Here is a 26,843-nt window from a genome sequence, read left to right on the forward strand (position 1 = left end):
ACGGTACCCGCTCAGTCGAGCAGCACGACGTCGACCTCCGAGCCCGTCGCGACCTCCGTCGTGTCCTCCGGCACCACGATCAGCGCGTTCGCGTGGGCGAGCGCCTTGACCAGGTGCGATCCGGCGCCGCCCACGGGGGTGACCCGACCGGAGGAGGGGTCGTGGCGGCCGCGCAGGAACTGCCGCCTGCCCTTGGGCGAGGAGGTCAGCTCGCCGTCGCACACGGCGCGCACGGTCGGCCGGAACACCGGTTCCACCCCCATGAGGGTGCGGATGGCGGGCCACACAAACATCTCGAAGGAGACGTAGGCGCTGACCGGGTTGCCGGGCAGGGCGAGCAGCGGGGTGCGCTCGGGCTCCGGCGGCGCGGCCTCCGCGCCCGCGGCCTCGCCGTCGGCCTCGTCCTCGGCGCGGGCCCCGACGTCGATGAAGCCGAAGCCCTGCGGCTTGCCGGGCTGCATCGCCAGCTTGCGGAACTCGATCTCCTCGCCGAGCGCCTCCTTCACCACGTCGTACGCGCCGACGCTGACGCCGCCGCTGGTGACGACGAGGTCCGCCCGGATCAGCTGGTCCTCGACGGTGGCCCGGAAGGTCTCGGCGTCGTCCGCGACGGCGCCCACCCGGTACGCCTGGGCGCCGGCCTCGCGGGCGGCGGCGGTGAGCATGAAGCTGTTGGAGTCGTGGATGCGGCCCGGGCCCAGCACCTCGCCGGGCGGGACCAGCTCGCTGCCGGTGGAGACCACGACCACCCGCGGCCGGGGCCGCACCCGTACCGTCGCCCGGCCCACGGCCGCGAGCAGGGCGATCTGCGGCGGGCCCAGCACCGTGCCGGCGCTCAGCGCCAGCTCGCCCGCCGCGACGTCGCTGCCCCGGGCGCGGACGTGGTCGCCACGCCCCACGGGCCGGTAGACGCGGACCTCGCCGCCCACGGCGTCGGGGCTCCGGCTCGCCGCCGGCATGCCCACGACGGGGGCGCCGCCGGTGCCGCCGTCGGTCCACTCGACCGGCACGACGGCCTCGGCGCCGGGCGGCAGCGGGGCACCGGTCATGATCCGGGCGGTCTGCCCGGGGCCCACGGTGGGCAATTCGCCACTGCCGGCCGCGACGTCACCGATGACGGTGAGCACGGCCGGATGTGACGCGTCGGCGCCCTGGGTGTCGGTGGTGCGGACCGCGTAGCCGTCCATCGAGCTGTTCTCGAAGGGCGGCAGCGCGACCGGCACCATGACGTCCTCGACGAGGACGCACCCCTGGGCGTCGAGGAGTTGCAGCTCGATGGGTTCCAGCGGCTTCAGTTGCCGGAGGATGTTGTCGAGGTGCTCCGAGACGGACCAGACGCGGTCGGCCGTGCCGCTGCTCAATCTTGCATCTCCTCGTTGACATACGTGCGCAGCCAGGACCGGAAGTCCGGCCCCAGGTCATCACGTTCGCATGCCAGTCGGACAATCGCACGCAGGTAGTCGCCGCGGTCTCCGGTGTCGTAGCGCCGGCCGGTGAAGATGACACCGTGCACGGGCCCGTCCGGGCCGTCCTCCTGGGCCAGTTCGCGCAGAGCGTCGGTCAGCTGGATCTCGCCGCCGCGGCCGGGCCGGGTCTTGCTGAGCACGGCGAAGACCGAGGGGTCCAGCACGTAGCGCCCGATGACCGCGTACGCGGAGGGGGCCTCGCCCGGCGCGGGCTTCTCGACGAGGTCGGTCACGCGCACGACGTCGTCGTCACCGGTGGGCGCTATGGCGGCGCAGCCGTAGAGGTGGATCTGGCTCGGGTCGACCTCCATGAGCGCGACGACGCTGCCGCCGTACTGCTCCTGCACCTCGATCATGCGGCCGAGCAGCGGGTCGCGGGGGTCGATCAGGTCGTCGCCCAGCAGCACCGCGAAGGGCTGGTCGCCGACGTGCGGCTCGGCGCAGAGCACGGCGTGGCCGAGGCCGCGCGGGTCGCCCTGGCGGACGTAGTGCATGGTGGCGAGGTCGCTCGACTCCTGGACCCGCGCCAGGCGGGCCTCGTCGCCCTTGGCCGTCAGCGCCGACTCGAGCTCGTAGTTGCGGTCGAAGTGGTCCTCGAGCGGCCGCTTGTTCCGGCCGGTGATCATGAGGACGTCGGAGAGGTTCGCTGCGACGGCCTCCTCGACGACGTACTGGATGGCGGGCTTGTCGACCACCGGCAGCATTTCCTTGGGCGTCGCCTTCGTGGCGGGCAGGAAACGGGTGCCAAGGCCGGCGGCAGGGATGACAGCCTTGCTGATCCGGGTACGCGCGTGAGTCATGGGGCAACGATAACCGCTGTATATGAGGTGAAGATGAAGTTCCGGTTGCTTGATGACGATAGGCGGCGGTTGCACGTCAAATGAGTGACGACGACGTTAGCAAGAGGGAATTGCGAGAACGCCTCCTCCAGGTGAGGCGCGGGTTGACGCCGGGTGACCGGGCGGCGGCCGAACGGGCGATCGCGCAACACGCCGTGGGCCTGTCCGAGTTGTCACGGGCCCGGACGGTGGCCGCGTACGTGTCGATGGGCGCCGAGCCGGGCACCCGCGCGCTGCTGGACGTGCTGCGCGAGCGCGGGGTGCGGGTGCTGCTGCCCGTCCTGCTCCCCGACAACGACCTGGACTGGGCCGCCTACGAGGGTCCCGGCGCCCTGCAGCCCGCCTCCCGCGGCCTGTACGAGCCCACCGGCCCCCGCCTCGGCCCGGACGCGGTCACCGCGGCGGACGCGGTCCTGCTCCCCGGGCTGGCCGTCGACGGCCGGGGCCTGCGGCTGGGCCGCGGCGGGGGCTCGTACGACCGGGTCCTGGCCCGGCTGGACGCGGCGGGGGCGACGCCGGCGCTGGTGGTGCTGCTGTACCCGCACGAGGTGCTGGACCGGGTGCCCGACGAGCCGCACGACCGGCCGGTCGACGCGGCGGTCACCCCCGGGGGCGTACGGCGTTTCGGCGACGGCTGAGAGCGGCGGCGTGCGGACCGGCAGGCGGCGGGCCAGAGACGGCAGGGGGGCGGGCCCGGCGGCCCGCCCCCCTGCCGTCATGCTCCGGCCGCGCCGGCTACGGCGTCAGCGTGAGGCTGTCCTCCGTGGCCCCGGCGACGCGCTGCTCGGTGAAGACCCACGGCAGCATCTCGCCCTTGGCCCACTTGGTCGTCTGGTCCGTGTAGTGGGAGCTGTAGGCGTGGCCCGAGGCCCCCGTCAGGTTGATCCACCGGGACTTGTCGAAGTCGTCGAGCGAGACCACCATCCGCATCGACGGCACCCAGACCACCTCGTAGCCGCCGGCCGCGTTCCAGCCGGTCGCGTTCACCGCCGCCTCGCCGCCGCCGAGCTGCCACGGGCCGCGGTTGAGCAGCCAGCGGACGAAGGCCGGACCACCGGTGCCCAGGGTCTGGTTGCGCAGCTCCAGCGTGTGGAGGCGGCCCCAGCTCCAGGTGTCGATGTTCTTGCCGAGCTTCGCGGTCAGCTCGTAGCGGGCGTCCTTCATGGCCCGGGCGAACAGTTCGTCGCGGGTGGTGCGGGTCTTGCCGCTGTCCTTGTCGTAGAAGGCCGAGGGGGAGTCCGTCCACCACGGGTTGTCCTCGTCCTTCAGGATCGTGCGCACGACCTCGAACCAGCGGTCGCCGCCGTCCGGCTGCGCCTGGTCCGCGGCGCGCCGGCCGCACTCGCGCACCAGCTTGGACTTGCCGTCGAGGTCGTCGACCGGGCCGGAGCGGTCCGCGGCCGGGACGGTCAGGCACTGGCCCTCGGGGCGCAGTTCCTTGGGCAGCTTGTTGCCGAAGGCCAGCTTGAGGATGTTGCGCCAGACGGCGTTGAAGTAGGCCGCGGGCGCGGAGTCGGAGTCCTGGTTGTAGTCCCAGCCCTCCAGCAGCTTCTGGGCGTTGCGGACGTAGTCGTCCTTGTCGTCCTTTATGTCGATCTTCAGCAGGTACGGCACCAGGAGCTTGGCGATCTCGCTGCTGTTGTCGCCCTGCATCTTCTGCATGTCGTCCATGGAGATCAGGCCGCCGTCCTTGATCTTGGACTGGATCAGGTCGTTGATCCGCTGGCTGCGGGTGCCGTAGCCCCAGTCCTGCGTGAGCAGGTAGGGGTACTCGCCCTGGTCGACCACGGCCTGGTTGGCGGTGACGATGTAGCCGCGTTCCGGGTCCGCCTCGTACGGCATCGCCGAGAAGGGGATCCACTCCTTCCACCGGTAGCGCGGGTCCCAGCCGGGGGCGGGGTAGGTGCCGTCGTAGCCGCTGGCGCGGACCGGGATCCGGCCGGGGGCCTGGTAGCCGATGTGGCCCCGGTCGCCCTTGTCGTCGGCGTAGATCAGGTTCTGGGACGGGACGGCGAAGTCGCGGGCGGCGGCCCGGAACTGCTCCCAGCCGGTCGCCGCGTCCAGCTCGAAGACCGCGTCCATGGTGTTGGACGGGTCGAGCGCGGTCCAGCGCAGGGAGACCGCGTAGCCCTCGCCGCGGTCGGGCGCGGAGTTCGGCACCGGGGCGCGGTCGCCGACGCTGCGCAGCTCGGCGCTGCGGTCGGAGATGACCGGGCGGCCGTCCTCCGTGCTGCGCACGGTGATCGTGCGGTCGCCGCCGCCGGCGACCTTGATGGTCTCCTTGCGGGTCTTGAACGGCTGCTGCTTGCCGTCGTAGAGGTACGTGTCGGCGGTGACCTTCTCCAGGTAGAGGTCGGTGACGTCGGCACCGAGGTTGGTCATGCCCCAGGCGATCGACTGGTTGTGCCCGATTATCACGCCGGGCATGCCGGAGAAGGTGTAGCCGGCCACGTCGAAGGGGCAGGCCTTGCCGACGCTGGTGCAGTGCAGGCCCATCTGGTACCAGAGCGAGGGCATCTGCGGGGCCAGGTGCGGGTCGTTGGCCAGCAGCGGCTTGCCGGTGGTGGTGTGCGCGCCGGAGACCACCCAGGAATTGGATCCGATGCCGTTGCCGTTCGGGCCGAGCAGCGCGGGGATCTGGTCGAGGGTGTCGGAGAGCGAGGCCAGCTGGGACTGGACGTTCTGCGTCGCGTCGGAGGTGTCGGCGGCGTTGGTGCCGGTTCCCGTGCCCGTACCTGTGCCCGTCCCGGTTCCTGTGCCCGTGCCGGTGCCCGTGCCGGTTCCGGTGCCCGATCCGGGGGTCCCGCCCGCTTCCGTGGCGGATCCCGGCGGAACGTACTCCCCGGAGACGTCGTCGACCTTGCCGCCCTCGACGATCGGGGTGTTCCGGTCGTACGGGTAGGCGGGGTAGAGCTGTTCGATCTGCTTGGGGCTCAGCCGGCTCGACAGCAGCGAGCGGTCGATCTCGTCCTGCATGTTGCCGCGCAGGTCCCATGCCATCGCCTTGAGCCAGGCGACGGAGTCGACCGGGGTCCACTTCTCCGGCACGTAGTCGTTGCTGAACTTCAGCGCCGCGTACTCGACGGACAGGTCGGCGCCGGAATGGCCGTCCAAGTAGGCGTTGACCCCGTCCGAGTAGGCCTGGAGGTACGTCTTCGTGGCGTCCGACAGCTTGGTGTCGTACTCCTGCTGCGCGACCCGGCGCCAGCCGAGCGTGCGCAGGAACGCGTCCGTCTCGACCTGGCCGCTGCCGAACATCTCCGACAGCCGGCCGGCGGTCAGGTGCCGGCGCACGTCCATCTCGTAGAAGCGGTCCTGGGCCTGGACGTAGCCCTGGGCGCGGAACAGGTCCTCGGCGGTGTCGGCGTAGATCTGCGGGATGCCGTTGCCGTCGCGCTTCACTTGGACGGCTCCGGTCAGGCCCTTGAGCTGCAGGGTTCCGGTGGTCTGCGGGAGGGAGGCGCGGACGGTGGCGACGCTCCAGTACGACCCGTAGACGATGCCCGCCACGAGCACGAGCACGACCCCGATCACGATGAGGCGCGTGCGGCGGGACTTCTTCTTGGCGGGCATCGATGTCCTTCGAAAGGCAGGGTGGACCGATTGCTAGGGGCCACCTTAGGCGTACCGGCCCGTAGCTCCCCACGCGGTGTCCTGACCTGTGGATGGAGATCGCCACAACCCCAAGCACAGGTAAAATGTTAGGTAAGGCAATGAACTTCGTTGGAAGGACCGCTCCTGACTGTCGACCGCCTCAATGAACTCCTGCTGGTGTGCGCCCTCGTGCTGCTCATAGCGGTGGTCGCCGTGCGCCTCTCCTCGCGCAGCGGCCTCCCCAGCCTGCTCCTCTACCTGGGCATTGGGGTCGCCATAGGACAGGACGGGCTCGGAGTCGCCTTCGACAATGCCGAATTGACCCAAGTGTTGGGATATGCCGCACTTGTGGTGATTCTCGCCGAAGGCGGTCTCGGCACCCAGTGGCGGGAGATCAAACCGGCCGTCCCGGCGGCGGCGGTCCTCGCGACCCTCGGCATCGCGGTCAGCGTCGGCATCACGGCCGCGGCGGGGCACTACCTCGTCGGGTTGGACTGGCGGCAGGCGCTCCTCATCGGCGCGGTCGTCTCGTCCACCGACGCGGCGGCCGTGTTCTCGGTGCTGCGCAGGGTGCCGCTGCCGAGCCGGGTGACCGGCGTGCTCGAGGCGGAGTCCGGGTTCAACGACGCCCCGGTCGTCATCCTGGTCGTCGCCTTCTCCGAGCACTGGCCGGTGCACAACTGGGGCGTGCTGCTGGGCGAGATCGCCCTGGAGCTGGCCATCGGCGCCGCGGTCGGCCTGGCCGTCGGCATGCTCGGCGCTTTCGCCATGCGCCGCGTCGCGCTGCCCGCCTCGGGCCTCTACCCGATCGCGGTACTGGCCATCGCCGTCCTCGCCTACGCGGGCGGCGCGCTCGCGCACGGCTCGGGCTTCCTCGCCGTGTACGTCGCCTCCGTCCTGCTCGGCAACGCCAAACTCCCGCACCGCCCCGCCACCCGGGGCTTCGCGGAGGGGCTGGCCTGGCTGGCGCAGATCGGCCTGTTCGTGCTGCTGGGCCTGCTGGTCACCCCGCACGAACTCGGCGACGACATCGTGCCGGCGCTCGTGGTCGGCCTGGTCCTGACGATGGTGGCGCGACCGCTGTCGGTGACGGCGAGCCTGCTGCCGTTCCGCACGCCCTTCCGCGACCAGGTGCTGCTGTCCTGGGCCGGGCTGCGCGGGGCGGTGCCCATCGTCCTGGCCACGATCCCGATGGTGGCGGGCGTCCGGCAGAGCGAGCGCATCTTCAACATCGTCTTCGTCCTGGTGATCGTCTACACCCTCGTGCAGGGGCCGACGCTGCCCTGGATCGCCCGCAGGCTGCGCCTCGGGGACCCGGGGGCCGCGGAGGACCTGGGGATCGAGTCGGCGCCCCTGGAGCGGCTGCGCGGGCACCTGCTGTCGGTGCGGATCCCGCCGCGCTCGCGCATGCACGGCGTGGAGGTCAGCGAACTGCGGCTGCCGCCGGGCGCCGCGGTCACCCTGGTCGTCCGCGAGGACAGGAGCTTCGTCCCGTTGCCGACGACCGTGCTGCGGCACGGTGACGAACTCCTCGTCGTCGCCACCGACCCGGTACGGGACAAGGCGGAGGCACGGCTGCGGGCGGTGGGACGCGGCGGCAAGCTGGCCGGATGGCTGGAATCGGGCGGTGGGGCCGGCCGTTAACATGGCTGTCGACAGTCACCACCAACTCTGTCTGATGCAGAGCTGGCGCGACCGCCCGGCGGCCGGACAGACCCGGTATCTACCTCGGTCATGCGCGAGAGGACAGCTCTCGGCGCACAGGAACGCGACCAGGCGTCCAGGGTGCGCTACCAGGCGGCGGAAAGGCCCGGCCGTGGGATCCACGGTCACTCGTACGTCCCACTCGTCCCACTCGTCCCGTCCTTCGGGCTCCTCCGGTCATTCCCGCACCGCGGCGCGCCCCGGGTACGGGCAGTTGCTGCGCACACCGGGCGCGTGGGCGTTCCTGCTGCCCGGCTTCGCCGCGCGCCAGCCCTTCGCGATGCTGACCATCGGCATCGTGCTGCTGGTGCAGCACACCACCGGCTCCTACGGCACCGCCGGCGCCGTCTCGGCCGTCACCGGCGTCTCCATGGCGCTGTTCGCCCCGCAGAGCGGCAAGCTGTCCGACCGTTTCGGGCAGGGCGCCGTGCTGCTGCCGGGGGTGCTCGTCCACTCGGCGGCCGGGACCCTGCTCGCCGTGCTCGCGCTGGCGCACGCCCCGCTGTGGGCGCTGCTGGCGGTGGCGGTGCCGACCGGCGCCTCGGTGCCGCAGGTCGGGCCCATGGTGCGGGCCCGCTGGGCGGCCGCGCTGCCGGCCGGATCGCCGCTGCTGCAGACGGCGGCGGCCTTCGAGTCGGTCACCGACGAGTTCACCTTCGTCATCGGGCCCGTCCTGGCCACGGCGCTGGCCACCGGGGTGCACCCGGCGGCCGGGCTGCTGTCCGAGGCCGTGCTGACGCTGGCCGGCGGCCTGCTCTTCGCCGTGCAGCGGCGGAGCGCGCCCGCTCCGTCCCGGGCCGTCGCGGGGGCCCGGAAGCGCGAGGCCTCGGCGCTGAGCGTGCCGGGCGTGCGCGTGCTGGCCGTGGCCTTCCTCGGGATCGGCGCCGTCTTCGGCGGCATGCAGGTCTCCATGACGGCCTTCACGGAGGAGATCGGCCGGCCCGGCATCAACGGCCTGCTCTACGGGACCTTCGCGGCCGGCAACATGCTCGCGGGCATCGCCTGCGGCGCCGTCGCCTGGAAGTCCGGGCCCAAGAAGCGCATGGTCGCCGGCTACACGGCACTGACCCTGGCCACCTCGATGCTGTGGGCGGCGCACGCCGTGCCGCTGCTGGGCGGGCTCGGGCTCCTGGTCGGGCTCACCATCGCCCCGGCGCTGATCACCGGTTACACCCTGGTCGAGTCGCTGGTGCCCGCGGGGATCCGCACGGAGGCGTTCACCTGGCTGACCGGCGCGGTCGCGCTGGGCCAGGCGGCGGCCGCCACGGCCGCCGGGCGGCTGGCCGACGGGCTGGGGGCGAGCGCCGGGTTCACCGTGCCGCTCGTGGGCACCGGGCTGGCGCTCGTCACGTTGCTGGCACTGCGCGAACGGCTCGTCCCGAGGCCCTCCGAAGTGGTGGCGGCACGCGGCGACGGGACCGGCCACGGCAGTGGCATCGGTCACCGAGAGCCGGTCACGGTGGACTGACGCCGCGGAATACTGCACTATTGACCGTCGTTAGCACTCACTGAGTCAGAGTGCCAGGAGGAGCAAGTGCCGACGTACCAGTACCAGTGCACCGCCTGCGGCGAGGGCCTCGAGGCGGTGCAGAAGTTCACCGATGACGCGCTGACCGAGTGCCCGGCGTGCAACGGCCGACTCCGCAAGGTCTTCTCCGCGGTGGGCGTCGTCTTCAAGGGATCCGGCTTCTACCGGACGGACAGCCGCGGCTCATCGTCCAGCAGCACGCCGGCCGCCAAGAGCGGCGGCTCGGAGTCGAAGTCCTCGGAGTCGAAGTCCTCTTCGGACTCCAAGAGCAGCGGTTCCGCCGGCGCCGGCAGCGGCTCCTCCAGCGGTTCCTCCAGCTCGGCGAGCACCTCGGCCGCCTGAGCGGAGCCACCGGCACCCTCGCCTGGTGAAGGCCCCCGTCGCGGGCGACGGGGGCCTTCGGCGTGCCCGCACGGGCTGCTCCGTGCCCGCATGGGCTGCTCCGTGCGCGCCGGGCTGCTCCGTGCGCGCTGCCGGCTTCGTGCCCACGGCCGGTTTCGTGCTGCAGCGCCGAGGGCTCCGGTCGCAGACTGGAGACATGCTGAGTGGTTGGGTCGTCGACCGGCCCGGGCCCATGATCACGGAGCCACTGGTACGCGTCGGGCGCCCCAAGCCGGTGCCGGGACCGGGCGAACTGCTGCTGCGCGTGGAGGCGTGCGGCGTGTGCCGTACCGACCTGCACCTGGCGGAGGGGGACCTGCCGCCGCGCCGCCGCGAGACCGTTCCCGGGCACGAGGTGGTCGGGCGGGTGATCGGCACCGGTGAACTCGTCAGCCGCTTCGCCGAGGGCGACCGGGTGGGCGTCGCCTGGCTCCGCGGCACGTGCGGCACCTGCGCCTACTGCCTGACCGGCCGCGAGAACCTCTGCCCGTACTCGCTCTACACCGGCTGGGACGCCGACGGCGGCTTCGCGGACTTCACCTCCGTGCCCGAGGACTACGCCTACGCCCTGCCCGAGGACACCGACGGCCGCGACGCCGTGCACCTGGCGCCCCTGCTGTGCGCGGGCATCATCGGCTACCGCGCCCTGCGCCGCAGCGACCTGCCGGCCGGCGGTCGGCTGGGCATCTACGGCTTCGGGGCCTCCGCGCACATCGCCGCCCAGGTCGCGCTGGCCGAGGGGGCCACCGTGCACGTGCTGACCCGCTCCGGACAGGCGCGGGAACTCGCGCTGGAACTCGGTGCCGCCTCCGCGGGAGCGGCGGCGGAACGGCCACCGGAGCCCTTGGACTCGGCCATCCTCTTCGCGCCGGTCGGCGACCTGGTGCCGCCGGCCCTGGAGGCCCTTGACCGGGGCGGGACCCTCGCGATCGCCGGCATCCACCTCACCGACGTCCCGGCACTGAACTACCAGCGCCATCTGTTCCAGGAGCGCACTCTGCGCAGCGTCACCTCCAACACACGACAGGACGGACAGGAGTTCCTGGACCTGGCCGCCAGGATCGGGATCCGGGTGACCGCCACCCCCTACCCCCTGGACCACGCGGACCGAGCGCTCTCCGACCTGGCCGCCGACCGCGTCAACGGTGCGGCGGTGCTGGTCCCGGACTGAGAGGTGGGGGCGGGGCGGGGCAGGGGCCGACCGGGTGGAGCCGGCGCCGGGGCGCAGCGCCGGCCGTTCGACAGCGACACCGACAGCGACACCGACAAGGAGTCACCCGCCATGGACACCAGCCACGGACCGGTCGTGGTCGGCACGGACGGCTCACCCCGCGCCACCGCCGCGGTGATGTGGGCCGCCGGTGAGGCCGTGCTGCGCGATCGGCCGCTGCACATCCTGCACGCGGCCGGTCTCGAGTCCCGTTCGACGGCGGCCGCGCGCTGCTGGACGAGGCGGCGGCCTCCGCCACCGCCCGCTACCCGGACCTGGCGGTCTCCACCGCACTCGACAGGGGCAAGCCCACGGACACCTTGCTGGACCAGTCCGGGTCCGGGGGCCTGACCGTCGTCGGCTGCCGTGGAGGCGGTGGCTTCCACGCGCTGTTGCTGGGTTCGGTCGGGCTGCGGGTGGCGGCCCATGCACATGGGCCCGTGGTCGTCGTGCGGGGCAGCGAGCAGCCGTCGACGGGTGTCGTCCTGGTCGGGCTCCGGGGCGAGACCGACCTGGCCACCGTGCGCTTCGCCGCCGACGAGGCACGGCTGCGGAAGGCCACCCTGCGCCTGCTGACCGCATGGAGCCTGCTCGGCGCGGTGGGCGAGATGGTGCCGGGGCTGGACGACGCCACGTCGGTCGGCGACCGGGAGGCAGCGGCCGAACAGCACGTCGCCGCCACGATCCGCGAGGAGTACCCGGACCTCACCGTGACCGTGGACCTGGTCAAGGCCTCCTCCGCGAGCGGCGCCCTGGTGGACGCCTCCGCCCACGCCGATCTGCTCGTCGCGAGTGCCCGGCGAAAGCAACACGCCGGCGGTCGGCTGGCCCATGTCACCCACGCCGTGCTCCACCACGCGCACTGCCCCGTGGCGGTCTTCCACGGCTGACGCCCGCGACTGCCACGCCGACCGCGCCGACCGCGCCGACCGCGCCCGATCAAACGCCCCCGAGCGACCGCAGGCTGAACCCGCGACGGCTCCAGCAGCTCCTGTGCTAGACGGTGCGTATGAGGCTGCCGGTGACGTGCGTCGGCACGATGCGTATCCACAGATCGTCCTCACCCGCGGACCACGGGCCGGGGTGGGTCTCCAGTGCGCGGGCGTCCTCGGGATCGACGACGCGCTCGGCGACCCCGAGGACCAGCACGCTCCATCCCGCGCTGAGACAGGCGTCGAGCTGGTCGACCTCGAAGGCGACCTCGATTCCTTCGGCCAGGGACGGAGGCGCGTCCGCGGCCGTGCGGTAGACGATGGCACCGCCGACGACCGCGTAGTTCACCGGGACGACCGCGGGGTGGCCACCCCCGGTGGTGAGCGCGATCCGGCCGACGTCCTGGCCGGACAGCCGGGTCCAGCACTCCTCCGAGGGCATCTCCCCCATCACCGGCGGACCGGCGGGCTCCGCCTCGCCGGGCACGTGCTCGGCGTCACCCCCCAGCAGATGACTCGCGGTGGTCCTCAACGCGCCTGCGAGCCGGAGCAGGGCGTTGGTGCCGATGGTGTGGTGGCACTGCTCCTCCACGTAGCGCACGTAGCTGGGCGTCATTCCGGCCTTGGCGGCCACTTCCTCACGGCTGAGCCCCAGCTGTTCCCGCCGCTGCGCGACGCGGCGGCTGACATCCCCCGGATGGGCTCTCGACCTCTCGGACGGGCCGTCGCGCAATGACTGATCGGGCACGTCGACCACCTCCCACTCTCGGGCTCGGACGCTTCGTTTCGTTATGAGCAAGCACACCACCGCGGGCGCCGCACCGCCAGACCCGTCCGGCCCATCCGCTCGAACGGGCGACCGAGTTATCCACAACCCCTCGGTTATCCACAGGCCGCCGAGGCACCGCGGCGGGATGCGGCATGGTGGTCCTACCAGGCCGGATGCGCCGGTGGACGAGGAATTGACGACGGGGGTCGGTCGAGATGGTGGAAAACTGTGGAGCCACGCTGTGGACGGACGGCGGCACTCCGGTGCCGCCGGCAGGTGCGGGGACGGGGGCGCCCGCGCCGTGCGCGGTCCCGCTGTTCGCACCGATCAGGGCGGGCGGCGGGCGGCACCGGGTGCGCCGTGCGCTCCGCCGGCGACGGAGGATGACGGCCGCCGGGCTGGCGATGGCCGCCGCCGCGCTCGCCGCCGCGGCACCCCGGACGGAGCCGCAGCCACGCCCGCCGGGGCGGGAGGACGCGGCTCCCCCTGCCGGCGCCACGCGGGACATGGTGCGGGCGCCGGTGCGCATCGCGGACGCGGCGGCGGCCGGGCTGGTGCGGCCCGGTGACCGGGTGGACGTCCTCGCCGCGGCGCGCGTGGTGGCGCGCGGTGCGCCCGTGGTGGCGGTCCCCTCCCCCGCCACCGGTTCCCAGGGTCTGCCGGCGACCGGCGCGGAGGGGGGCGGGAGCGGGGACGGGGCGCTGATCGTGCTGTCGGTGCCGCGCGCGACGGCGGCCGCTCTGTCCGGCGCCGCCGCCTCCTCACCCCTGGCGGTGGCACTTCGCTAGCCGCTAGCCGTGCGGCACGAGAAAGGCAACCGGCGGCAGGGCCGTAACGCACACCCCTTACCCTCGGAGGCCGAACCGCTCACCCACCTCCGTCACCGCCGGCCCCCGCGTCGGCGGGCGCCCGCGGACACCACCGGCCCCACGGGTCCCCGGGCCGAACTGCACGGTCGTTCTTCGAAAGGAAATCGTCCCTTGAAGGGCTTCAAAGCCTTCCTGCTGCGTGGCAACGTCGTCGAGCTCGCTGTGGCGGTCGTCGTCGGCGCCGCGTTCAGCAAGATCGTCGACGCGTTCGTGAAGGGCCTGATCAATCCGGTGATCGGTGCCATCGGCACCAAGAACCTCGACGGCTACATCTTCTGCATTGAGGACCCCTGCGTCGCCGTGAACGGCGAACTCAAGCAGGGTGTCGGTCTCCTGTGGGGCGCCGTCGCCGGCGCGGCGCTGACGTTCCTCATCACGGCCGCGGTCGTGTACTTCCTGCTGATCCTTCCGATGAACAAGCTCAACGAGCGGCGCAAGACGGGCAAGGAGGAGGCCGTAGCCGCCCCGACGGAGCTGGAGCTGCTGACCGAGATACGCGACCTGCTCGCCCGCCAGCAGCAGGGTTACGGCGCCGCTCCCGGTATCCCCTCGCCCTACGGCCACGGTGGCACCAACCGGACGCACCAGTAACGGCCGTCCGCCTCAGATGTGGTGCGGGGGCTTCTCGTCGAGGAAGCGCGCGAGATCTCCCGCACCGCCCTGGCCGGGGCGTTCGCTCCAGCCGGTGTCGGTGTCGTCGGACGACTGCCGGTCCAGCGGATCGTCGAAGACCAGCGCCGCCGCGGGGTCACGGGGCACTCGCGGGGCGGGGGCCTCGGCGGGCCCGGTGGCGGGGTCGGGGGTGCTCCTCATGCCGTCCAGGGTACGGGGGCTGTGCTCGGCGCCCGGCGGCGCAGGGACCCGGCCGCACGCACGCGGGCGACGCGCGACCGGGCCGTCCCGGGAAGGGGTCGAGCCCCGGCACAGGGGGGTGGCGCCGGGGCTCGAGTCTGTGGGTGGTGGCACGGGCGCCGGCAGCGGCGCCCGCCTGGGTCAGGCCGCCTCGATGGACAGCCCCGTCGCGCGCGCCATGCGCTTGAGGTCCGCCAGCGCGTGCTTCTCGATCTGCCGGATCCGCTCACGCGTCAGCCCGTGCTGCTTGCCGACCTCGGTCAGCGTGCGCTCGCGGCCGTCCACGATCCCGTACCGCGCCCGGATGATGGACGCCGTCCGGTCGTCGAGCCGGTCGATCAGGTCCTCCAGTTCCTCACGCCGCAGCATGACGAGTACGGAGTCCTCCGGCGAGGCCGCCGAGGTGTCCTCCACGAGATCGCCGAACTGGGTCTCGCCCTCGTCGTCCACCGACATGTTCAGGCTCACGGGGTCGCGCGCCCAGTCCAGCACGTCGGAGATCCGCTCCGGGGTGGAGCCGAGCTCTGCCGCGATCTCCGCGGGCTCCGGGTCGCGCCCGTGCTCACGGTTGAACTCGCGCTGCACCCGGCGCACCCGCCCCAGCTCCTCCACCAGGTGGACGGGGAGCCGGATGGTGCGCGACTGGTCCGCGATGGACCGGGTGATCGCCTGACGGATCCACCACGTCGCGTACGTGGAGAACTTGAAGCCCTTGGTGTAGTCGAACTTCTCGACGGCGCGTACCAGGCCTGCGTTGCCCTCCTGGATCAGGTCGAGCAGGGGCAGGCCGCTGCGCGGATAGCGTCGCGCGACGGCGACGACCAGGCGCAGGTTGGACCGGATGAAGACGTCCTTGGCCCGCGCACCCGCGGCGGCTATCGCCTCCAGTTCCTCTCGGCCTGCGTCCGCTCCCTGACCCAGCTCCTCGTCCGCGAGGAGCTGCTCGGCGTAGACGCCGGCCTCGATCGCCCTGGAAAGCTCGACTTCCTGCGCGGCGTCGAGCAGCGGCGTGCGCGCGATCTCGTCGAGGTACATGCCGACGAGGTCACGGTCGGCCATCTCGCCGTGGCCTGCGCGAGCGCTGCTGTTCCCGCCTGCGGTGCTGCGGGCGACGGCACGGGTTGCCATGCGTGCTCCCTTGCGAAGGTTCGGTCGGGTGTCGGATCGAGTGAACTGCCCCTCCAGCAGCTTCACGCGTGCCTTTCGGCTGCCCACTCGAAAAGAGATAACGACTGGAATCCGGACACAATTCCCAAGCGCAGCCCCGTTTTTTACGATCTTGCAGTACCCTGTCGGGCCACAGCCGGAGGTGGATCATTGTCCGAGTCCGTCGAAGTGCAGGTCAGGCCGGGTGGGGAGGAGGACCTGCAAGCCCTCACCGACCTCTACAACCACTACGTCCGCGAGACTCCGATCACCTTCGACCTGGTGCCGTTGTCACCGGAACAGCGCCGCCCTTGGCTGCTCTCCCACCCGGAAGACGGACCGCACCGCCTTTTGGTTGCCCACGGGCCCGGACCGGACGGCTCGAACGGCCTGCTCGGATACGCCACGAGCAGCCCGTTCCGCCAGAAGGCCGCGTACTCCACCTCCGTGGAGACCTCCGTGTACTGCGCCCCGGAGGCCGCCGGCCGCGGCGTCGGCACCCTGCTCTACGCGGCGCTCTTCGAGGCACTGCGGGGTGAGGACCTGCACCGCGCGTACGCCGGCATCGCGCAGCCCAACGAGGCGTCCGTCCGCCTGCACACCCGCTTCGGCTTCCGCCCGCTGGGCGTCTACCGCGAGGTCGGCCGGAAGTTCGGCCGCTACTGGGACGTCGCCTGGTACGAGAAGGACCTGACCTGACGCGCCGCGCTCAGCGCAGCCAGGGAAGGTCGCCCGCCGCGCCGTTCTGCGGCTGGAGCCCCTCGGCGACGATCCGGCAGATCTCGCCGAGCTGGCGCACCTGCTCCTCCGACAGCCGGTCGAAGATCGCCCCGCGCACCGCCTCCACATGGCCGGGAGCGGCCGCCGCGAGCGCGGCGAAGCCCTCGTCGGTGAGCACCGCGAGCTGGCCGCGCCGGTCGGAGGGGCAGTTCTCGCGGCGGACCCAGCCGTTCTCCTCCAGGCGGGATATGGCGTGGGAGAGCCGGCTGCGCGTAATCTTCGAGCGTTCCGCCAGCTCCGTCATGCGCATCCGGCGGTCCGGGGTCTCGGAGAGCCACACCAGCAGCGAGTAGTACGCGTGCGGCATCCGCGCGTCGCGCTGGAGCTGCCGGTCGAGCGCGTCCGAGACCAACTGGGTGGACGCCATGTACGCGCGCCAGGCGCGCTGCTCCTCCTCGCTCAGCCAGCGGGGTTCGGGGGCACTCGTGGTCATCCCCCCACTCTACGAATTCGACCTTGAACTTTCAAGCAATCAGGGGTACCTTCCCCCCTGCCAGCTTGAAACTTCAAGGAACGCAGGCGAGGGACCCGTATGACGACCACCCCGGACGCCCCAACCGCCCCGACCGCCCCCGATTCCCCGGGCACGGTCCCCGCCCCGCCGCGCGCGTCCGTCCGCACACGGGTCCGGATCCCGTTGCGCTTCCCCGACGGCTGGACGACCCCCGCCGACGTCTTCACCTTCACCGGCCTCGTCGACGGCGAGGAGCACCTCGCACTCGGCCTCGGCGCCCACGAGGGCACGGCGTCCCCGCTGGTCCGACCGCACTCCGAGTGCCTGACGGGCGACGTCTTCGGCTCCGCCCGCTGCGACTGCGGCCCCCAGTTGCGCGAGGCCGTGCAGCGCATCGCCGAGACCGGCGGCTACCTGCTCTACCTGCGCCAGGAGGGTCGCGGCATCGGCCTGTACGCCAAGCTCGACGCCTACGCCCTGCAGGACGAGGGACTGGACACCTACGCCGCCAACCGCGCCCTCGGCCGGCGCGACGACGAACGCGACTACACCGCCGCCGCCCAGATGCTCGGCGCCCTCGGCGTCGACGCCGTCCGCCTGCTCAGCAACAACCCCGACAAGGCCGCCCAGCTGACCGCGCTCGGCGTCACCATCACCGAGCGGGTGCCCACCGGGGTCCACCTGTCCGAGGACAACGTGCGCTACCTGCGCGCCAAGGCCGAGCACACCCACCACACCCTCGACCTCCCGGCCTGAGGAGGCCCCCCATGCGCATGCCCGCCCTCTACCTCTCGCACGGCGCCCCGCCGCTCGCCGACGACCCGGTGTGGCCCGGCGAACTGGCCGCCTGGTCCGCCGGGCTCCCGCGCCCCACGGCGATCCTGATGGTCTCCGCGCACTGGGAGGAGGCCCCGCTCGCGCTCGGCGCCACCACCACGGTCCCGCTCGTGTACGACTTCTGGGGCTTCCCCCGCCATTACTACGAGGTGCAGTACGCCGCCCCGGGCGCGCCCGCGCTGGCCGAGTCCGTCCGCAAGCTGCTCCGCACCGCGGGGACGCCGGTCCAGGACATCCCCGACCGGGGCCTGGACCACGGGGCCTACGTCCCGCTCGTGGAGATGTACCCGGACGCCGGCATCCCCGTGCTGCAGGTCTCGATGCCCACCCTCGACCCGCAGCGGCTCATGGACATCGGGCGCAGGCTCGCCCCGCTGCGCGACGAGGGCGTGCTGATCGTCGGCAGCGGCTTCTTCACCCACAACCTCGCCGCGCTGCGCCACTCCGGCGGGGTGCCGGGCTGGTCGGCGGAGTTCGACGACTGGGGGCACCGCGCCCTGGACGCGCACGACGTGGACGCCCTGCTGGACTTCGAGCACAAGTCCCCCGCCGGGCGGCTCGCCCACCCGCGGACCGAGCACTTCGCGCCGCTCTTCGTCACGATGGGCGCGGCCGAGGACGACCTCGGGGACCAGCGCAGCGTCATCGACGGCTTCTGGATGGGCCTGGCCAAGCGGTCCGTGCAGTTCGGCCGGTAACCGCCCCGCAGCCGGCAGCGGTAACCGGCCGGTTGCCGGTAGTCTCCGCAACGCGACGGCGAAGGGCCCCGCCTCCTCGCATGAGGCGGGGCCCTTCGCCGTGCTCGCCGTCCGGCGTGCCGTCGTCGTCGACGTGTCCGTCAGTGGGCGATCACCGGGACGGCGACGTCCTCCGCGCCCTCGGCGTCCTTGGTGCCGGAGGTCGCCACCACACCGCCGCCACCACGGGTGGTGACGAAGGTGAAGGCGATGATCGCGGAGAGGGCCAGGATGCCGACCGCCCACCAGATCGCGGTGGAGTAGCCGTGCACGGCCGCGGCGTTGACGAAGCCCTGCTTGCCGAGCGTACGGGCCTCGGCACCGTGCGCGGCGACCCACGCGGTGGTCGCGCTGGCCGCGATGGTGTTCAGCAGCGCCGTGCCGATGGCACCGCCGACCTGCTGAGAGGTGTTGACCATGGCGGAGGCGACACCCGCGTCACGCGGCTCGACCCCGTGCGTGGCCAGGCTCATGGCCGGCATGAAGGCCGTACCCATGCCGAGGCCGAGCAGGATCTCCGCCGGCAGGACCAGGCCCGCGTAGGAGGTGTCGACCGACAGCTGGGTCAGCAGCAGCATGCCGAGGCCCGCCACCAGGAAGCCCGGGGTCATCAGCAGGCGCGGGGCGACGCGGGTCATCAGGCGCGCGCCGATCTGCGTCGAGCCGGTGATCATGCCCGCGATCATCGGGAGGAAGGCGAAGCCGGTCTTCAGCGCGGAGTAGCCCTGGACGACCTGCAGGTAGTAGGTGAGGAAGAGGAAGAGGCCGAACATCGCGATGATGGCCAGACCCAGCGAGAGGTAGACGCCACCGCGGTTGCGGTCGGTCACCACGCGCAGCGGCAGCAGCGGGGCCTTCACGCGGGCCTCCACCGCCACGAACGCGACGAGCAGCACGACCGAGGCGACGAACAGGCCGATCGTGGTTCCCTCGCTCCAGCCGTGGGTCTCGGCCCGGGTGAAGCCGTAGACCAGGGAGACCAGGCCGGTGGTGGCCAGCACGACGCCGGGGATGTCCAGGCCGCTGCTGTTGCGGCTGCCGGCGGGCTCCTGGACGAAGCGCATGGCGCCGAAGGCCGCGACGGCGGCGAAGGGGATGTTGACGAAGAAGGTCCAGCGCCAGTCCAGGTACTCGGTGAGCACACCGCCGAGGATCAGACCGACGGCACCGCCACCACCGGCGATGGCGCCGTAGATGCCGAACGCCTTGGCGCGCTCCTTGGCCTCGGTGAACATCACCGCGAGGAGCGACAGCGCGGCCGGCGCGAGCAGCGCGCCGAAGGCACCCTGCAGCGCGCGGGCACCGAAGAGGACCCCCTCGTTGGCCGCGGCGCCGCCGATCGCGGACGCGGCGGCGAAGCCGATCAGGCCGGTGACGAAGGTGCGGCGGCGGCCCCACAGGTCGGCGATGCGTCCGCCGAAGAGCAGCAGGCCACCGAAGACCAGCGCGTAGGCCGTGATGACCCACTGCTTGTTGGCATCGGAGATGCCCAGGTCGGTCTGGGCGGAGGGCAGGGCGATGTTCACGATGGTGCCGTCGAGGACGACCATCAGCTGGGCTATCGCGATGAAGGCCAGCGCCTTCCAGCGCTGGGCGTGTGCCGTGTCAGGCATGGGTGGACTCACTAACGGTACGAAGAGATGACGACATTGAAGACGAAGAGGACATACGGTACGTAAAGGAAATGTTGTGGGCGAGTGAATTACGCGGGGGCGCCCGTTCGGCAGGCGGAGCTCAGCGACATTGCCGAAGGTCCTCGAATGTGGCGGAGCTACCCGGGAGTTCGGAGCGCGCCGGCGCCTCCAGGCCGTCCACGAACAGCTGCAGATGACGGCGGATGAAGCGCTCCATGCTGCCGCAGTGCTTGCCGGGCAGCGGCCGCGTCAGCTGACTGACGGCCACCATCACGTCGCCGACGTCGATGTCGGTACGGAGCCGACCGGACCGCCGCCCGGCGGCCATCAGCTCCTCGATCGCGTGCTGCAAGCGTACGCGGCCCTCCGTGAGCCGCGGGTCCCCCTCGCCGAATCCTGTGGAGAGCATCGGGCACAGCGCGCCCACGCGCTCGTCGGCCGCCTCGTGCACGAAGCGGCGCAGCGCGTCGAAGGCGTCGGCCTCTTCGGCCAGCGCCTCCTCGGCCCGCTGGGTGAGCCGGTCCATCACCGACAGGGTCACCTGGAACGCGAGTTCCCGGCGGTCGGCGAAGTGCCGGTAGACGGTGGCGTTGCCCACGCCGGCCCGCTTGGCGATCTCGTCGAGCGGCGCGTCGACACCGTGCTCGAGGAGCGCCTCACGGGCGGCGACGATGATCCGCTCGCGGTTGCGCGTGGCGTCCGCGCGGAGCTTCACGGAGGCGGCTACTGCCATGACGGGCACTCCTCTCTGTCCTTCGGTGGTTCCGGTTCCGGGGAGCAAGTCCCCGCTTGTGCGACGTAGGTGTAAACGGGGAGCCGGTCCCCGGATATTTCGGCGCCGCTTGTGAGCTGAGTCACAATCAACGCGAGCCGGTAAGACGCCACTTGGGAGGGGCCTCCGTACCGGCCCCCGCGCGCACGCGAAGAACCCCGGACGCCAATGCGCGCCCGGGGCCCTTCCGCACTTCCGTGACCGGTTACTCCACGACGAGCTCGACCGGGATGTTGCCCCGGGTCGCCTTGGAGTACGGGCACACCTGGTGCGCCTGCTCGATCAGCGCGCGGCCGGCCTCGTTCTCCAGCTCCGAGGGCAGCTCGGCGCGGAGCACGACCGCCAGGCCGAAGCTCGTGTCGTCCTTGCCGATGGTCACCTCGGCGGTCACGGAGATCTCGCTGGTGTCCACCTTCGCCTGCCGCCCGACCAGGGCGAGGGCGCTGGCGAAGCACGCGGCGTAACCGGCCGCGAAGAGCTGCTCGGGGTTGGTGCCCTGACCGTTGCCGCCGAGCGCCGGCGGCATGGCGAGCGCGAGGTCGAGCTGACCGTCGGAGCTGACGGCACGCCCGTCGCGGCCGTTGGCGGTGGCGACGGCGGTGTAGAGCGGGTCCATGGAACGTCCTCTTTCGATCGGTTGCGATCTCGTTGACGACAAGTAGAGCACACAACTGAGTTGGGCACAACTAAAACGTGGACAGTAGAGCTACCCTGTATCCATGACCGCCACCGCGCCCGCCCGTGCCGGGGACAACCTCCGGCTCGAGAACCAGATCTGCTTCTCCCTGCACGCCGCCTCGCGCGCCTTCGGCGGCGTCTACCGCGTCGTGCTCAAGGACCTCGGCCTCACCTACCCGCAGTACCTGGTGATGCTCGTGCTCTGGGAGCACGGCGCCCTGCCGGTCAAGAAGATCGGCGAGCACCTGCGGCTGGACTCGGGCACCCTCTCCCCGCTCCTGAAGCGCCTCGAGGGCACGGGCCTCGTACGCCGCGAGCGCTCCGCCGACGACGAGCGCTTCGTCACGGTCCACCTCACCGACGCGGGCACGGCCCTGCACGAGAAGGCCCTCCAGGTCCCGCGCCGCATCTCCGCGGCCACAGGCCTGGGCCTGGACGAGATCAACGACCTGCGCACCCGGGTCGACCGCCTCACCGCGGCCCTCACCTCGGCCGACCTCGCCGACGGCCCGCCCTGTGCCTGACACCCCGCACCCCGGCGCCACACCCCCGGGGCCCGGAGCAATCGCCGGCACACCCCAGACCCGCATCCGCTAGGCTGTCCCACGCTTCCGCCTCAGTAGCTCAGGGGATAGAGCACCGCTCTCCTAAAGCGGGTGTCGCAGGTTCGAATCCTGCCTGGGGCACAAGGGAAAAGGCCCTGGACCGATCATGGTCCGGGGCCTTAGACATCCACTTTCGACATCAACGGCGGCGGTCAGCCGTCGGTCGACACGCCTCTTCAACAGCCGGTCCATGTGGCTGATGGCCTCGCGCTGAGTGTCCTGAACGACGTGTGTGTAAACGTCCATGGTGATGCTGATCTGGCTGTGGCGTGGATCTCCATCACCCCGCGGGGAGCAACGCCGGCCGCGGTCAGCAGCGTGGCGCAGCCGTGCCGAGCGTCATGCAGCCGGATGGCGCGGAGCTGGGCGCTGTCAGCGACCCGGGTGAACGAGCGGTAGAGCTTGCTGGGCTCGATCGATCGACCGGTCCCGGGTGGTGAAGACGTAGCCGCCGTTCCCTGGCCACCTATCTCCCGCACGCTGCTGGGCGGGCCGAACGTAGATAACGCACTTGTCCAGGTCGACGTCCGCCCAGCGGAGCCCGACGCGGGCAGGCAGGAGCCAGCCTGATTCGCTGCCGGCGTAAGGCCCCCTGGCCATGCTCGATCCCTGCCCAGGCGGGCCACCGGCCAAAGATCGCGCCAACGCCCTACACGGAGCGTTTTCAGCTTCCCCACTCCAGGGTGAGGACGGTCTTGGCGACCTCGGTTGGGCCCACTGGGCACAGCCGGCTTGTTTGTAAGGAGTTGGCGGCTTGTCACCTCACTGAGAGGCCGGTGGTCCTGCACTTCAGGCCGGAAAATGGTCGAGGGGAGGGGGCGGGAAGCTTGCTCGGAGTACCATCCCTGCGAGGTCCCCACGTCGGCGCTCCGCAACCCCCGCAGTGGCACAGTCGTATGGGGCATCCGTGTAGAGACGGCAGAGTGGAATGAGTGTGGCGGAGAGCTGGTCCCGCGTGATGAATCTTCTTCGGCAGCACGCCCCGGCAGATCACGCGGATCTCCCTGGGCCCGCCACGGAACAGATGCTCGCGGCCGCCGAGGAACGGATGGGCATCCCCTTCCCTCAGGATCTACGGGCGTGGCTGCTGCAGAACAATCTGGATCTTCCTGAGGAAGATGTGGACGACGATGTGGCATGTTGCGGCTTCGCCGGGTTCCCGGATGAAGGAAGCTTCTTTCTCGGCATCCGGGCGATGGAGAAGCTCTACGCGAACCGCTCCACGCTCGGTGGATTCGACCCTCCGGACCAGCCGGACAATCCTTTTTGGCGTAATGAATGGATCCCCTTCCTGTCGGATCAGGACGCCTGGACGGGAAAGTTCATCGATGTGCGGGACGGCCGCGTCGGCAGGTGGTTCGTGGGTGATATCACGATCACGGGCGAGTACGAATCGCTGGCTCACTATTTCGACTCCGTCGCGGAGAAGCTGACGAAGATCGCCGATGGAAACCATCCGGCCTGTGAGGTTGCCGAAGGGCGACTCGTCTGGTCTTGAAACAGAAGTTCGCCGCGTCGGTCAGATGGGCCAGTCCCACTTGGCCGGCGGTACGAGGTCAGACTGAGAGTTCCCTTCCCTCCCACCTACCGCGATCTGCGAGTAGATCGATGTGCCACTTCTGTGCCAGAACGGGCGGGGCCTCACGGGCATGATGACCCGGGGCGCGACGCCGGCCGCCGTCCGCAGCGTGGCGCAACCCTGCCGGGCATGGTGCAGCCGGACCACCCGGAGCCCCGCTTGCGCGGCGACCCGGCGAAGGACCGGTACACGTTCCGCGGCTCCACCGGGCGGCCGTTCCTGGTCGCGAAGATGTGTCCGGCCTCGGACCAGGCGACGCCCGTGCGCGTGAACGCCTCGCGCTGCCGGAGTCGGTGCGGGCAAGGAACCAGCCCGATTCGCGGCCAGCCTACGGGCCCCGATCTCTCGCCCCATGGCGGCTCCAGCCCAAAGCCGCTACGCCGACCTCATCACGGGTATGCCAGCATGCTCGCATGAGTGTCGAAAACCCAGACTCGGCCGGCCACTGCCACGTATCGCTCCAAGTGGGCCAACCAAGCGTCGCTAAACCGGGGTTCGAGACCCTTCCGGCCAGGGCTGTCGGTCCGGGCCTGTTCGAACTGATGGGTAGTCCGGGTCTGGTCGAGGGTTGCGCTGCTGGTGACATGCTGAAGATCGATGCCGAGGGGCTGTTCCAGGTTGAGCGGCGAGGCCCGAACCTTTGCATCCAAGCGTTTGGTGATCCTGCCTTCGACGCCGACTCCTTGGAAGCCCTGACTGTGGGATTTGCGGCGCTGAATGGCCTGGTCGAGGCTCCGGCCGACCGCCAATTCATCGTGGTGACGGTGCCCGCTTCTGCCGGATTCCCTGCCGTCGAAGCAGTGATGGATGCTTGGGTCAGCGCAGTGAGTGGGCAGCTCGAATGGGGATTCAGCAACGTATTCGGTGCCGACGGAGAGCCACTCAACTGGTGGCAGCCTGCCTAAGTTGCAGGACTGGGCCGTCGCTGAGCCACGACGTCTGCCAAGCCCTCGACCACGAGCGCCTGCCGAGAAACATCGAAGGCACCCGCGCCAAGCTGAAACGCCTCGTCAAGCTCGACATCCTCACCGAGATCGACACTGGCAGCTTCGCCAGGAAGCAGTAGCCGACCGAGAATCAGAAGCCGCTACTGCGCACCGTTCGATGGTGATCGAAAGTGAGCCACGATCTGGCGTGCGTACTGATTGTCCGGGCCGAGATCGTGGACCGCTCGATGGGCGTCTTGGATCCGGCCCGTCTCACACATCAGTCGAACAAGGGCGTACAGGGCGCCACGATCACCGGCCTCGGCTCGGTCGCGCAGGGCAGCCTCCATTCCCCGCTCGCGAAGCGCTCTGTTGAGTCTCCGACGTGCGTGAACATCCGTGAGAGCGCGCTCTGCGAGTTCAGAGAGCCGTGCCGCACGGGCAAGCAAATCCATGTGCCACAGATGATTGTCGTGCCTAGACCAATCGGTCGAGTAGCACTCGGCGTGGGCGCTCACCAACGCGATGGCCGCGTCCCAATCTCGGCGCTGTTCCGCAGCCTGGACCTGTTCGAACCATTCCACAGGACTACTATCGCGCAGCACTGCCCCGTACAGCGTCGTGGGAGCGGTCGCCGACAGCCGACAAGTGTCCGCCACGATCAAGCCCTCACTGCCGCCTGCCAAACACTCCCAAAACGCCCATTCGGTAGGGTGGACAGGGTGCGAAGCAATCGGCCAGGGAATCATTGCCCGGTTTGTGGGTTCGGCCTTGGGTACGCGCCCTGGGGCGAGAGCGGGGACGTCGCGACCTTCGACATCTGTGGGTGCTGCGGAATCGAGTTCGGGTACCAGGACTCAACAGACACGGGCGTGATCATGGCCCGCAACGACTGGATTGCCCGGGGCTACCCGTGGAAGGGCGACGCCAAGGACAAGCCGGCCGACTGGGATCCAGAGGCGCAACTGCGCAAGTCGCTGCCGGTCCTGTGGCCCAGGGGTATCCATGACGGCAAAACCGCGCAGGATCCGAAGTCGTCCCAGTGAGTGTCCAACTGCGCTACAACGGCCCCGTACTGGGGCGCACAACCACGGACGCTCACGGATGGCCCGCGCAGCTCGCAGGCGAGTCGCCGTCACCCCGCGCCTTGCGGATCACCGAGCCGAGCCGATCCGGCGATCTCACGATCACGTCCGTTCACCATGTGTTGATAATTCAGCGCGGGATGCGGAGTGCTGTGACCCATCCTGGTCATCAGCTCCCGCAGGCTCGCGCCGGATGCGGCGAGGATGTTCGTCCCCATGTGCCGGAGAGCGTGGAAGTGCACGCCTGCTGTGAAGCCGTACGAGGAGAGGCGTGCGTGCGCCACGGCAGCAAGCTGTGGCCCGAAGTCGAGATCATCAGTGCTTCGACGCCGATGACATTGGGCGAGTACGTGGACGCCATCGGCGAAGCTCGTCTGGTGATCGACTTACTTGTCGGTGCGCTTCAACGGTTGCTGATCAGGCAGGAGCCAGCCCGATCCGCAGCCAGCGCAAGGCACCCTGGCCATGCTCGACCCCAGCCCGGGCAGGCCACCGGTCAAAGATCGCGCCAACGCCTCACGGCACGTACAGCCCGCACCCGCAAGCGTCGAGGCCGAGTGGCGAACAGGGTCGATCGGCTCGACTCTCGTCTGAGAGGGTCCCCGAGTGACATCAGTGACGACCGATCGACTTCTCCTACGTCGGCCAACCGAGGATGACGTTGACCCGCTCCTCTCGATGAACGCCGACCCGGAGGTGATGAGGTACATCGGCGATGGCTCTGTGCGGAGGCCGAACCGTGAACAGGCCGCAAGTGGCATCGCGCTTGCACACAGGGAGTGGGACGAACGGGGAGTCGGCATGCTCTCACTGATCGTGCGGGAGACCGGGCGCTACGCCGGATGGGTCACCTTGACGGTGCCCACCTTCTTGCCACAGCTCCTGCCTGCAGTGGAGATCGGATGGCGGCTGCCACGTGAGCACTGAGGGCACGGCTACGCCACCGAGGCGGCTCAGTGGATGCTGCGGTTCGGACTCACTGACTGTGCCCTCGACCGCATCGTCAGCAACCGCCACGTCGAGAACCACCGCTCGAAACGTGTGATGGACAAGCTAGTGGCTCGGCTCGGATGGTCGACCAGGTAATTGATCGGCCATCGGTCTCCCGGCAGGGTGTCTCCAGGATCTGATCGTGGAGGTGGCTGTGGGGCGTCGACGGGAGTGTTTGTCCGGCCGGTGAGCATGGAGGAGGGCCGGCGACTGCAGCGGATCAGTCGGACCGCGAAGGACCCGGTCAGGCTGCGGCGGGCCATCGTGGTGATGATGTCCGCCCAGGGCCAGTCGGTGAAGGACATCACCTCGTTGATGCAGGTCAGCGAGGATTACGTGCGCGATGTCATCCACGCCTTCAACGAGCGGGGGTTCGACGCGCTGGACCCAAAATGGAGCGGGGGACGCCCGCGGGCGATCAGTGAGCGGGTGCGTGAGCGCATCTGCCTGATCGCCCGGACGTCCCCCGCCGACTG

At 70.7% G+C, this 26,843-nt stretch carries 28 protein-coding genes, 1 tRNA gene and 4 pseudogenes; 20 read left to right on the forward strand and 13 right to left on the reverse strand.

The window, feature by feature from the left end; genetic code table 11:
* Window positions 1–11 precede the first annotated feature (11 nt).
* Both ACFZAU_RS22410 and galU read right to left on the reverse strand, forming a co-directional pair.
* Window positions 12–1,361 carry a molybdopterin molybdotransferase MoeA gene (locus ACFZAU_RS22410; protein WP_500553651.1) on the reverse strand — a complete coding sequence of 450 codons (1,350 nt, stop codon included), beginning with the start codon at window positions 1,359–1,361 and terminating at the stop codon, window positions 12–14.
* Window positions 1,358–2,266 (reverse strand): UTP--glucose-1-phosphate uridylyltransferase GalU, encoded by a 909-nt coding sequence (gene galU, locus ACFZAU_RS22415; protein WP_499600088.1) that lies wholly within the window; start codon window positions 2,264–2,266, stop codon window positions 1,358–1,360. The genes ACFZAU_RS22410 and galU overlap by 4 nt, the downstream gene beginning before the upstream one ends.
* 80 nt (window positions 2,267–2,346) lie before the next feature.
* Between galU and ACFZAU_RS22420 the strand changes: the two genes are divergently transcribed.
* Complete coding sequence (locus ACFZAU_RS22420) at window positions 2,347–2,943, forward strand: 5-formyltetrahydrofolate cyclo-ligase (RefSeq protein ID WP_500553652.1); 597 nt, start codon at window positions 2,347–2,349, stop codon at window positions 2,941–2,943.
* A gap of 97 nt (window positions 2,944–3,040) precedes the next feature.
* Here ACFZAU_RS22420 and ACFZAU_RS22425 read toward each other — a convergent pair whose 3' ends face one another.
* On the reverse strand, window positions 3,041–5,878 hold the full coding sequence (locus tag ACFZAU_RS22425) for a penicillin acylase family protein (RefSeq protein WP_500553653.1): 2,838 nt from the start codon (window positions 5,876–5,878) through the stop codon (window positions 3,041–3,043).
* Between the two features lie 150 nt (window positions 5,879–6,028).
* Between ACFZAU_RS22425 and ACFZAU_RS22430 the strand changes: the two genes are divergently transcribed.
* From ACFZAU_RS22430 to ACFZAU_RS22455, 6 genes are all read left to right on the forward strand, one after another.
* Window positions 6,029–7,543, forward strand: a complete 1,515-nt coding sequence (locus ACFZAU_RS22430) for a potassium/proton antiporter (RefSeq protein ID WP_500553654.1) — start codon at window positions 6,029–6,031, stop codon at window positions 7,541–7,543.
* A gap of 172 nt (window positions 7,544–7,715) precedes the next feature.
* Complete coding sequence (locus ACFZAU_RS22435; RefSeq protein ID WP_500553655.1) at window positions 7,716–9,071, forward strand: MFS transporter; 1,356 nt, start codon at window positions 7,716–7,718, stop codon at window positions 9,069–9,071.
* Window positions 9,072–9,137: 66 nt separating this feature from the next.
* On the forward strand, window positions 9,138–9,473 hold the full coding sequence (locus tag ACFZAU_RS22440) for an FmdB family zinc ribbon protein (RefSeq protein WP_500460953.1): 336 nt from the start codon (window positions 9,138–9,140) through the stop codon (window positions 9,471–9,473).
* Window positions 9,474–9,669: 196 nt separating this feature from the next.
* The gene (locus ACFZAU_RS22445) at window positions 9,670–10,683 is read left to right on the forward strand and encodes a zinc-dependent alcohol dehydrogenase family protein (RefSeq protein WP_500553656.1); all 1,014 of its coding nucleotides are present in this window, start codon (window positions 9,670–9,672) and stop codon (window positions 10,681–10,683) included.
* Between the two features lie 177 nt (window positions 10,684–10,860).
* Window positions 10,861–11,073 carry a hypothetical protein gene (locus tag ACFZAU_RS22450; RefSeq protein WP_500553675.1) on the forward strand — a complete coding sequence of 71 codons (213 nt, stop codon included), beginning with the start codon at window positions 10,861–10,863 and terminating at the stop codon, window positions 11,071–11,073.
* On the forward strand, window positions 10,998–11,612 hold the full coding sequence (locus ACFZAU_RS22455) for a universal stress protein (RefSeq protein ID WP_500553676.1): 615 nt from the start codon (window positions 10,998–11,000) through the stop codon (window positions 11,610–11,612). The genes ACFZAU_RS22450 and ACFZAU_RS22455 overlap by 76 nt, the downstream gene beginning before the upstream one ends.
* A 106-nt stretch (window positions 11,613–11,718) precedes the next feature.
* On the opposite strand, the gene ACFZAU_RS22460 is transcribed toward ACFZAU_RS22455, so the two are convergent.
* On the reverse strand, window positions 11,719–12,402 hold the full coding sequence (locus tag ACFZAU_RS22460) for a helix-turn-helix domain-containing protein (RefSeq protein WP_500553657.1): 684 nt from the start codon (window positions 12,400–12,402) through the stop codon (window positions 11,719–11,721).
* A gap of 404 nt (window positions 12,403–12,806) precedes the next feature.
* Between ACFZAU_RS22460 and ACFZAU_RS22465 the strand changes: the two genes are divergently transcribed.
* Together ACFZAU_RS22465 and mscL are read left to right on the forward strand one after the other, a co-directional pair.
* Window positions 12,807–13,211, forward strand: a complete 405-nt coding sequence (locus ACFZAU_RS22465) for a hypothetical protein (protein ID WP_500553658.1) — start codon at window positions 12,807–12,809, stop codon at window positions 13,209–13,211.
* Between the two features lie 192 nt (window positions 13,212–13,403).
* Window positions 13,404–13,883 (forward strand): large conductance mechanosensitive channel protein MscL, encoded by a 480-nt coding sequence (gene mscL, locus ACFZAU_RS22470; protein ID WP_500553659.1) that lies wholly within the window; start codon window positions 13,404–13,406, stop codon window positions 13,881–13,883.
* 12 nt (window positions 13,884–13,895) lie between these two features.
* Here the strand turns inward: mscL and ACFZAU_RS22475 are convergent, their stop codons facing one another.
* Both ACFZAU_RS22475 and ACFZAU_RS22480 read right to left on the reverse strand, forming a co-directional pair.
* Window positions 13,896–14,105, reverse strand: a complete 210-nt coding sequence (locus tag ACFZAU_RS22475; RefSeq protein ID WP_500553660.1) for a hypothetical protein — start codon at window positions 14,103–14,105, stop codon at window positions 13,896–13,898.
* Between the two features lie 180 nt (window positions 14,106–14,285).
* A complete protein-coding gene (locus tag ACFZAU_RS22480) occupies window positions 14,286–15,272 on the reverse strand; it encodes a sigma-70 family RNA polymerase sigma factor (protein WP_499600067.1) in 987 nt (328 codons plus the stop codon).
* Window positions 15,273–15,461: 189 nt separating this feature from the next.
* Here ACFZAU_RS22480 and ACFZAU_RS22485 point away from each other — a divergent pair, with 189 nt between their 5' ends.
* Window positions 15,462–15,989 carry a GNAT family N-acetyltransferase gene (locus ACFZAU_RS22485; RefSeq protein ID WP_499600065.1) on the forward strand — a complete coding sequence of 176 codons (528 nt, stop codon included), beginning with the start codon at window positions 15,462–15,464 and terminating at the stop codon, window positions 15,987–15,989.
* Window positions 15,990–15,999: 10 nt separating this feature from the next.
* Here the strand turns inward: ACFZAU_RS22485 and ACFZAU_RS22490 are convergent, their stop codons facing one another.
* Window positions 16,000–16,503 carry a MarR family winged helix-turn-helix transcriptional regulator gene (locus ACFZAU_RS22490; protein ID WP_500553661.1) on the reverse strand — a complete coding sequence of 168 codons (504 nt, stop codon included), beginning with the start codon at window positions 16,501–16,503 and terminating at the stop codon, window positions 16,000–16,002.
* A gap of 99 nt (window positions 16,504–16,602) precedes the next feature.
* Between ACFZAU_RS22490 and ACFZAU_RS22495 the strand changes: the two genes are divergently transcribed.
* Together ACFZAU_RS22495 and ACFZAU_RS22500 are read left to right on the forward strand one after the other, a co-directional pair.
* A complete protein-coding gene (locus ACFZAU_RS22495) occupies window positions 16,603–17,280 on the forward strand; it encodes a GTP cyclohydrolase II (protein ID WP_500553662.1) in 678 nt (225 codons plus the stop codon).
* Window positions 17,281–17,297: 17 nt separating this feature from the next.
* On the forward strand, window positions 17,298–18,059 hold the full coding sequence (locus ACFZAU_RS22500; RefSeq protein ID WP_500553677.1) for a dioxygenase family protein: 762 nt from the start codon (window positions 17,298–17,300) through the stop codon (window positions 18,057–18,059).
* A 140-nt stretch (window positions 18,060–18,199) separates the two neighbouring features.
* Here the strand turns inward: ACFZAU_RS22500 and ACFZAU_RS22505 are convergent, their stop codons facing one another.
* The 3 genes from ACFZAU_RS22505 to ACFZAU_RS22515 form a co-directional block, all read right to left on the reverse strand.
* Complete coding sequence (locus tag ACFZAU_RS22505) at window positions 18,200–19,711, reverse strand: MFS transporter (protein ID WP_500553663.1); 1,512 nt, start codon at window positions 19,709–19,711, stop codon at window positions 18,200–18,202.
* A gap of 121 nt (window positions 19,712–19,832) precedes the next feature.
* The gene (locus ACFZAU_RS22510) at window positions 19,833–20,465 is read right to left on the reverse strand and encodes a TetR/AcrR family transcriptional regulator (protein WP_499600059.1); all 633 of its coding nucleotides are present in this window, start codon (window positions 20,463–20,465) and stop codon (window positions 19,833–19,835) included.
* Between the two features lie 244 nt (window positions 20,466–20,709).
* The gene (locus ACFZAU_RS22515; protein ID WP_018559912.1) at window positions 20,710–21,120 is read right to left on the reverse strand and encodes an organic hydroperoxide resistance protein; all 411 of its coding nucleotides are present in this window, start codon (window positions 21,118–21,120) and stop codon (window positions 20,710–20,712) included.
* Between the two features lie 103 nt (window positions 21,121–21,223).
* Between ACFZAU_RS22515 and ACFZAU_RS22520 the strand changes: the two genes are divergently transcribed.
* Window positions 21,224–21,706: a MarR family winged helix-turn-helix transcriptional regulator gene (locus ACFZAU_RS22520; protein WP_500553664.1), complete on the forward strand. Its 483-nt coding sequence runs from the start codon at window positions 21,224–21,226 to the stop codon at window positions 21,704–21,706.
* An 89-nt stretch (window positions 21,707–21,795) separates the two neighbouring features.
* Window positions 21,796–21,868: transfer RNA gene (locus tag ACFZAU_RS22525), tRNA-Arg, on the forward strand.
* A gap of 78 nt (window positions 21,869–21,946) precedes the next feature.
* On the opposite strand, the pseudogene ACFZAU_RS22530 reads toward ACFZAU_RS22525, so the two are convergent.
* Window positions 21,947–22,333: pseudogene (locus tag ACFZAU_RS22530) on the reverse strand (tyrosine-type recombinase/integrase); the annotation flags it as partial.
* Between the two features lie 382 nt (window positions 22,334–22,715).
* Between ACFZAU_RS22530 and ACFZAU_RS22535 the strand changes: the two are divergent.
* Window positions 22,716–23,285 carry an SMI1/KNR4 family protein gene (locus ACFZAU_RS22535; protein ID WP_500553665.1) on the forward strand — a complete coding sequence of 190 codons (570 nt, stop codon included), beginning with the start codon at window positions 22,716–22,718 and terminating at the stop codon, window positions 23,283–23,285.
* Window positions 23,286–23,429: 144 nt separating this feature from the next.
* Here the strand turns inward: ACFZAU_RS22535 and ACFZAU_RS22540 are convergent.
* Window positions 23,430–23,665, reverse strand: a pseudogene (locus ACFZAU_RS22540) (site-specific integrase); the annotation flags it as partial.
* A 114-nt stretch (window positions 23,666–23,779) separates the two neighbouring features.
* Between ACFZAU_RS22540 and ACFZAU_RS22545 the strand changes: the two are divergent.
* Complete coding sequence (locus ACFZAU_RS22545) at window positions 23,780–24,271, forward strand: DUF4265 domain-containing protein (RefSeq protein ID WP_500553666.1); 492 nt, start codon at window positions 23,780–23,782, stop codon at window positions 24,269–24,271.
* Window positions 24,272–25,164: 893 nt separating this feature from the next.
* Window positions 25,165–25,338 (forward strand): hypothetical protein, encoded by a 174-nt coding sequence (locus tag ACFZAU_RS22550; RefSeq protein WP_500553667.1) that lies wholly within the window; start codon window positions 25,165–25,167, stop codon window positions 25,336–25,338.
* An 89-nt stretch (window positions 25,339–25,427) separates the two neighbouring features.
* Here the strand turns inward: ACFZAU_RS22550 and ACFZAU_RS22555 are convergent, their stop codons facing one another.
* On the reverse strand, window positions 25,428–25,595 hold the full coding sequence (locus tag ACFZAU_RS22555; protein ID WP_500553668.1) for a hypothetical protein: 168 nt from the start codon (window positions 25,593–25,595) through the stop codon (window positions 25,428–25,430).
* Window positions 25,596–25,629: 34 nt separating this feature from the next.
* On the opposite strand from ACFZAU_RS22555, the pseudogene ACFZAU_RS22560 reads away from it, so the two are divergent.
* From ACFZAU_RS22560 to ACFZAU_RS22570, 3 genes and pseudogenes are all read left to right on the forward strand, one after another.
* A pseudogene (locus ACFZAU_RS22560) lies at window positions 25,630–25,796 on the forward strand (YdcF family protein); the annotation flags it as partial.
* 196 nt (window positions 25,797–25,992) lie between these two features.
* Window positions 25,993–26,463: pseudogene (locus ACFZAU_RS22565) on the forward strand (GNAT family N-acetyltransferase).
* 96 nt (window positions 26,464–26,559) lie between these two features.
* On the forward strand, window positions 26,560–26,843 hold a 284-nt coding region (locus tag ACFZAU_RS22570), incomplete at its 3' end, for a helix-turn-helix domain-containing protein (RefSeq protein WP_500553678.1).

The sequence above is a fragment of the Streptomyces sp. NPDC008238 genome, assembly GCF_042956445.1.
In the GTDB taxonomy this organism is placed as follows: Bacteria; Actinomycetota; Actinomycetes; order Streptomycetales; family Streptomycetaceae; genus Actinacidiphila.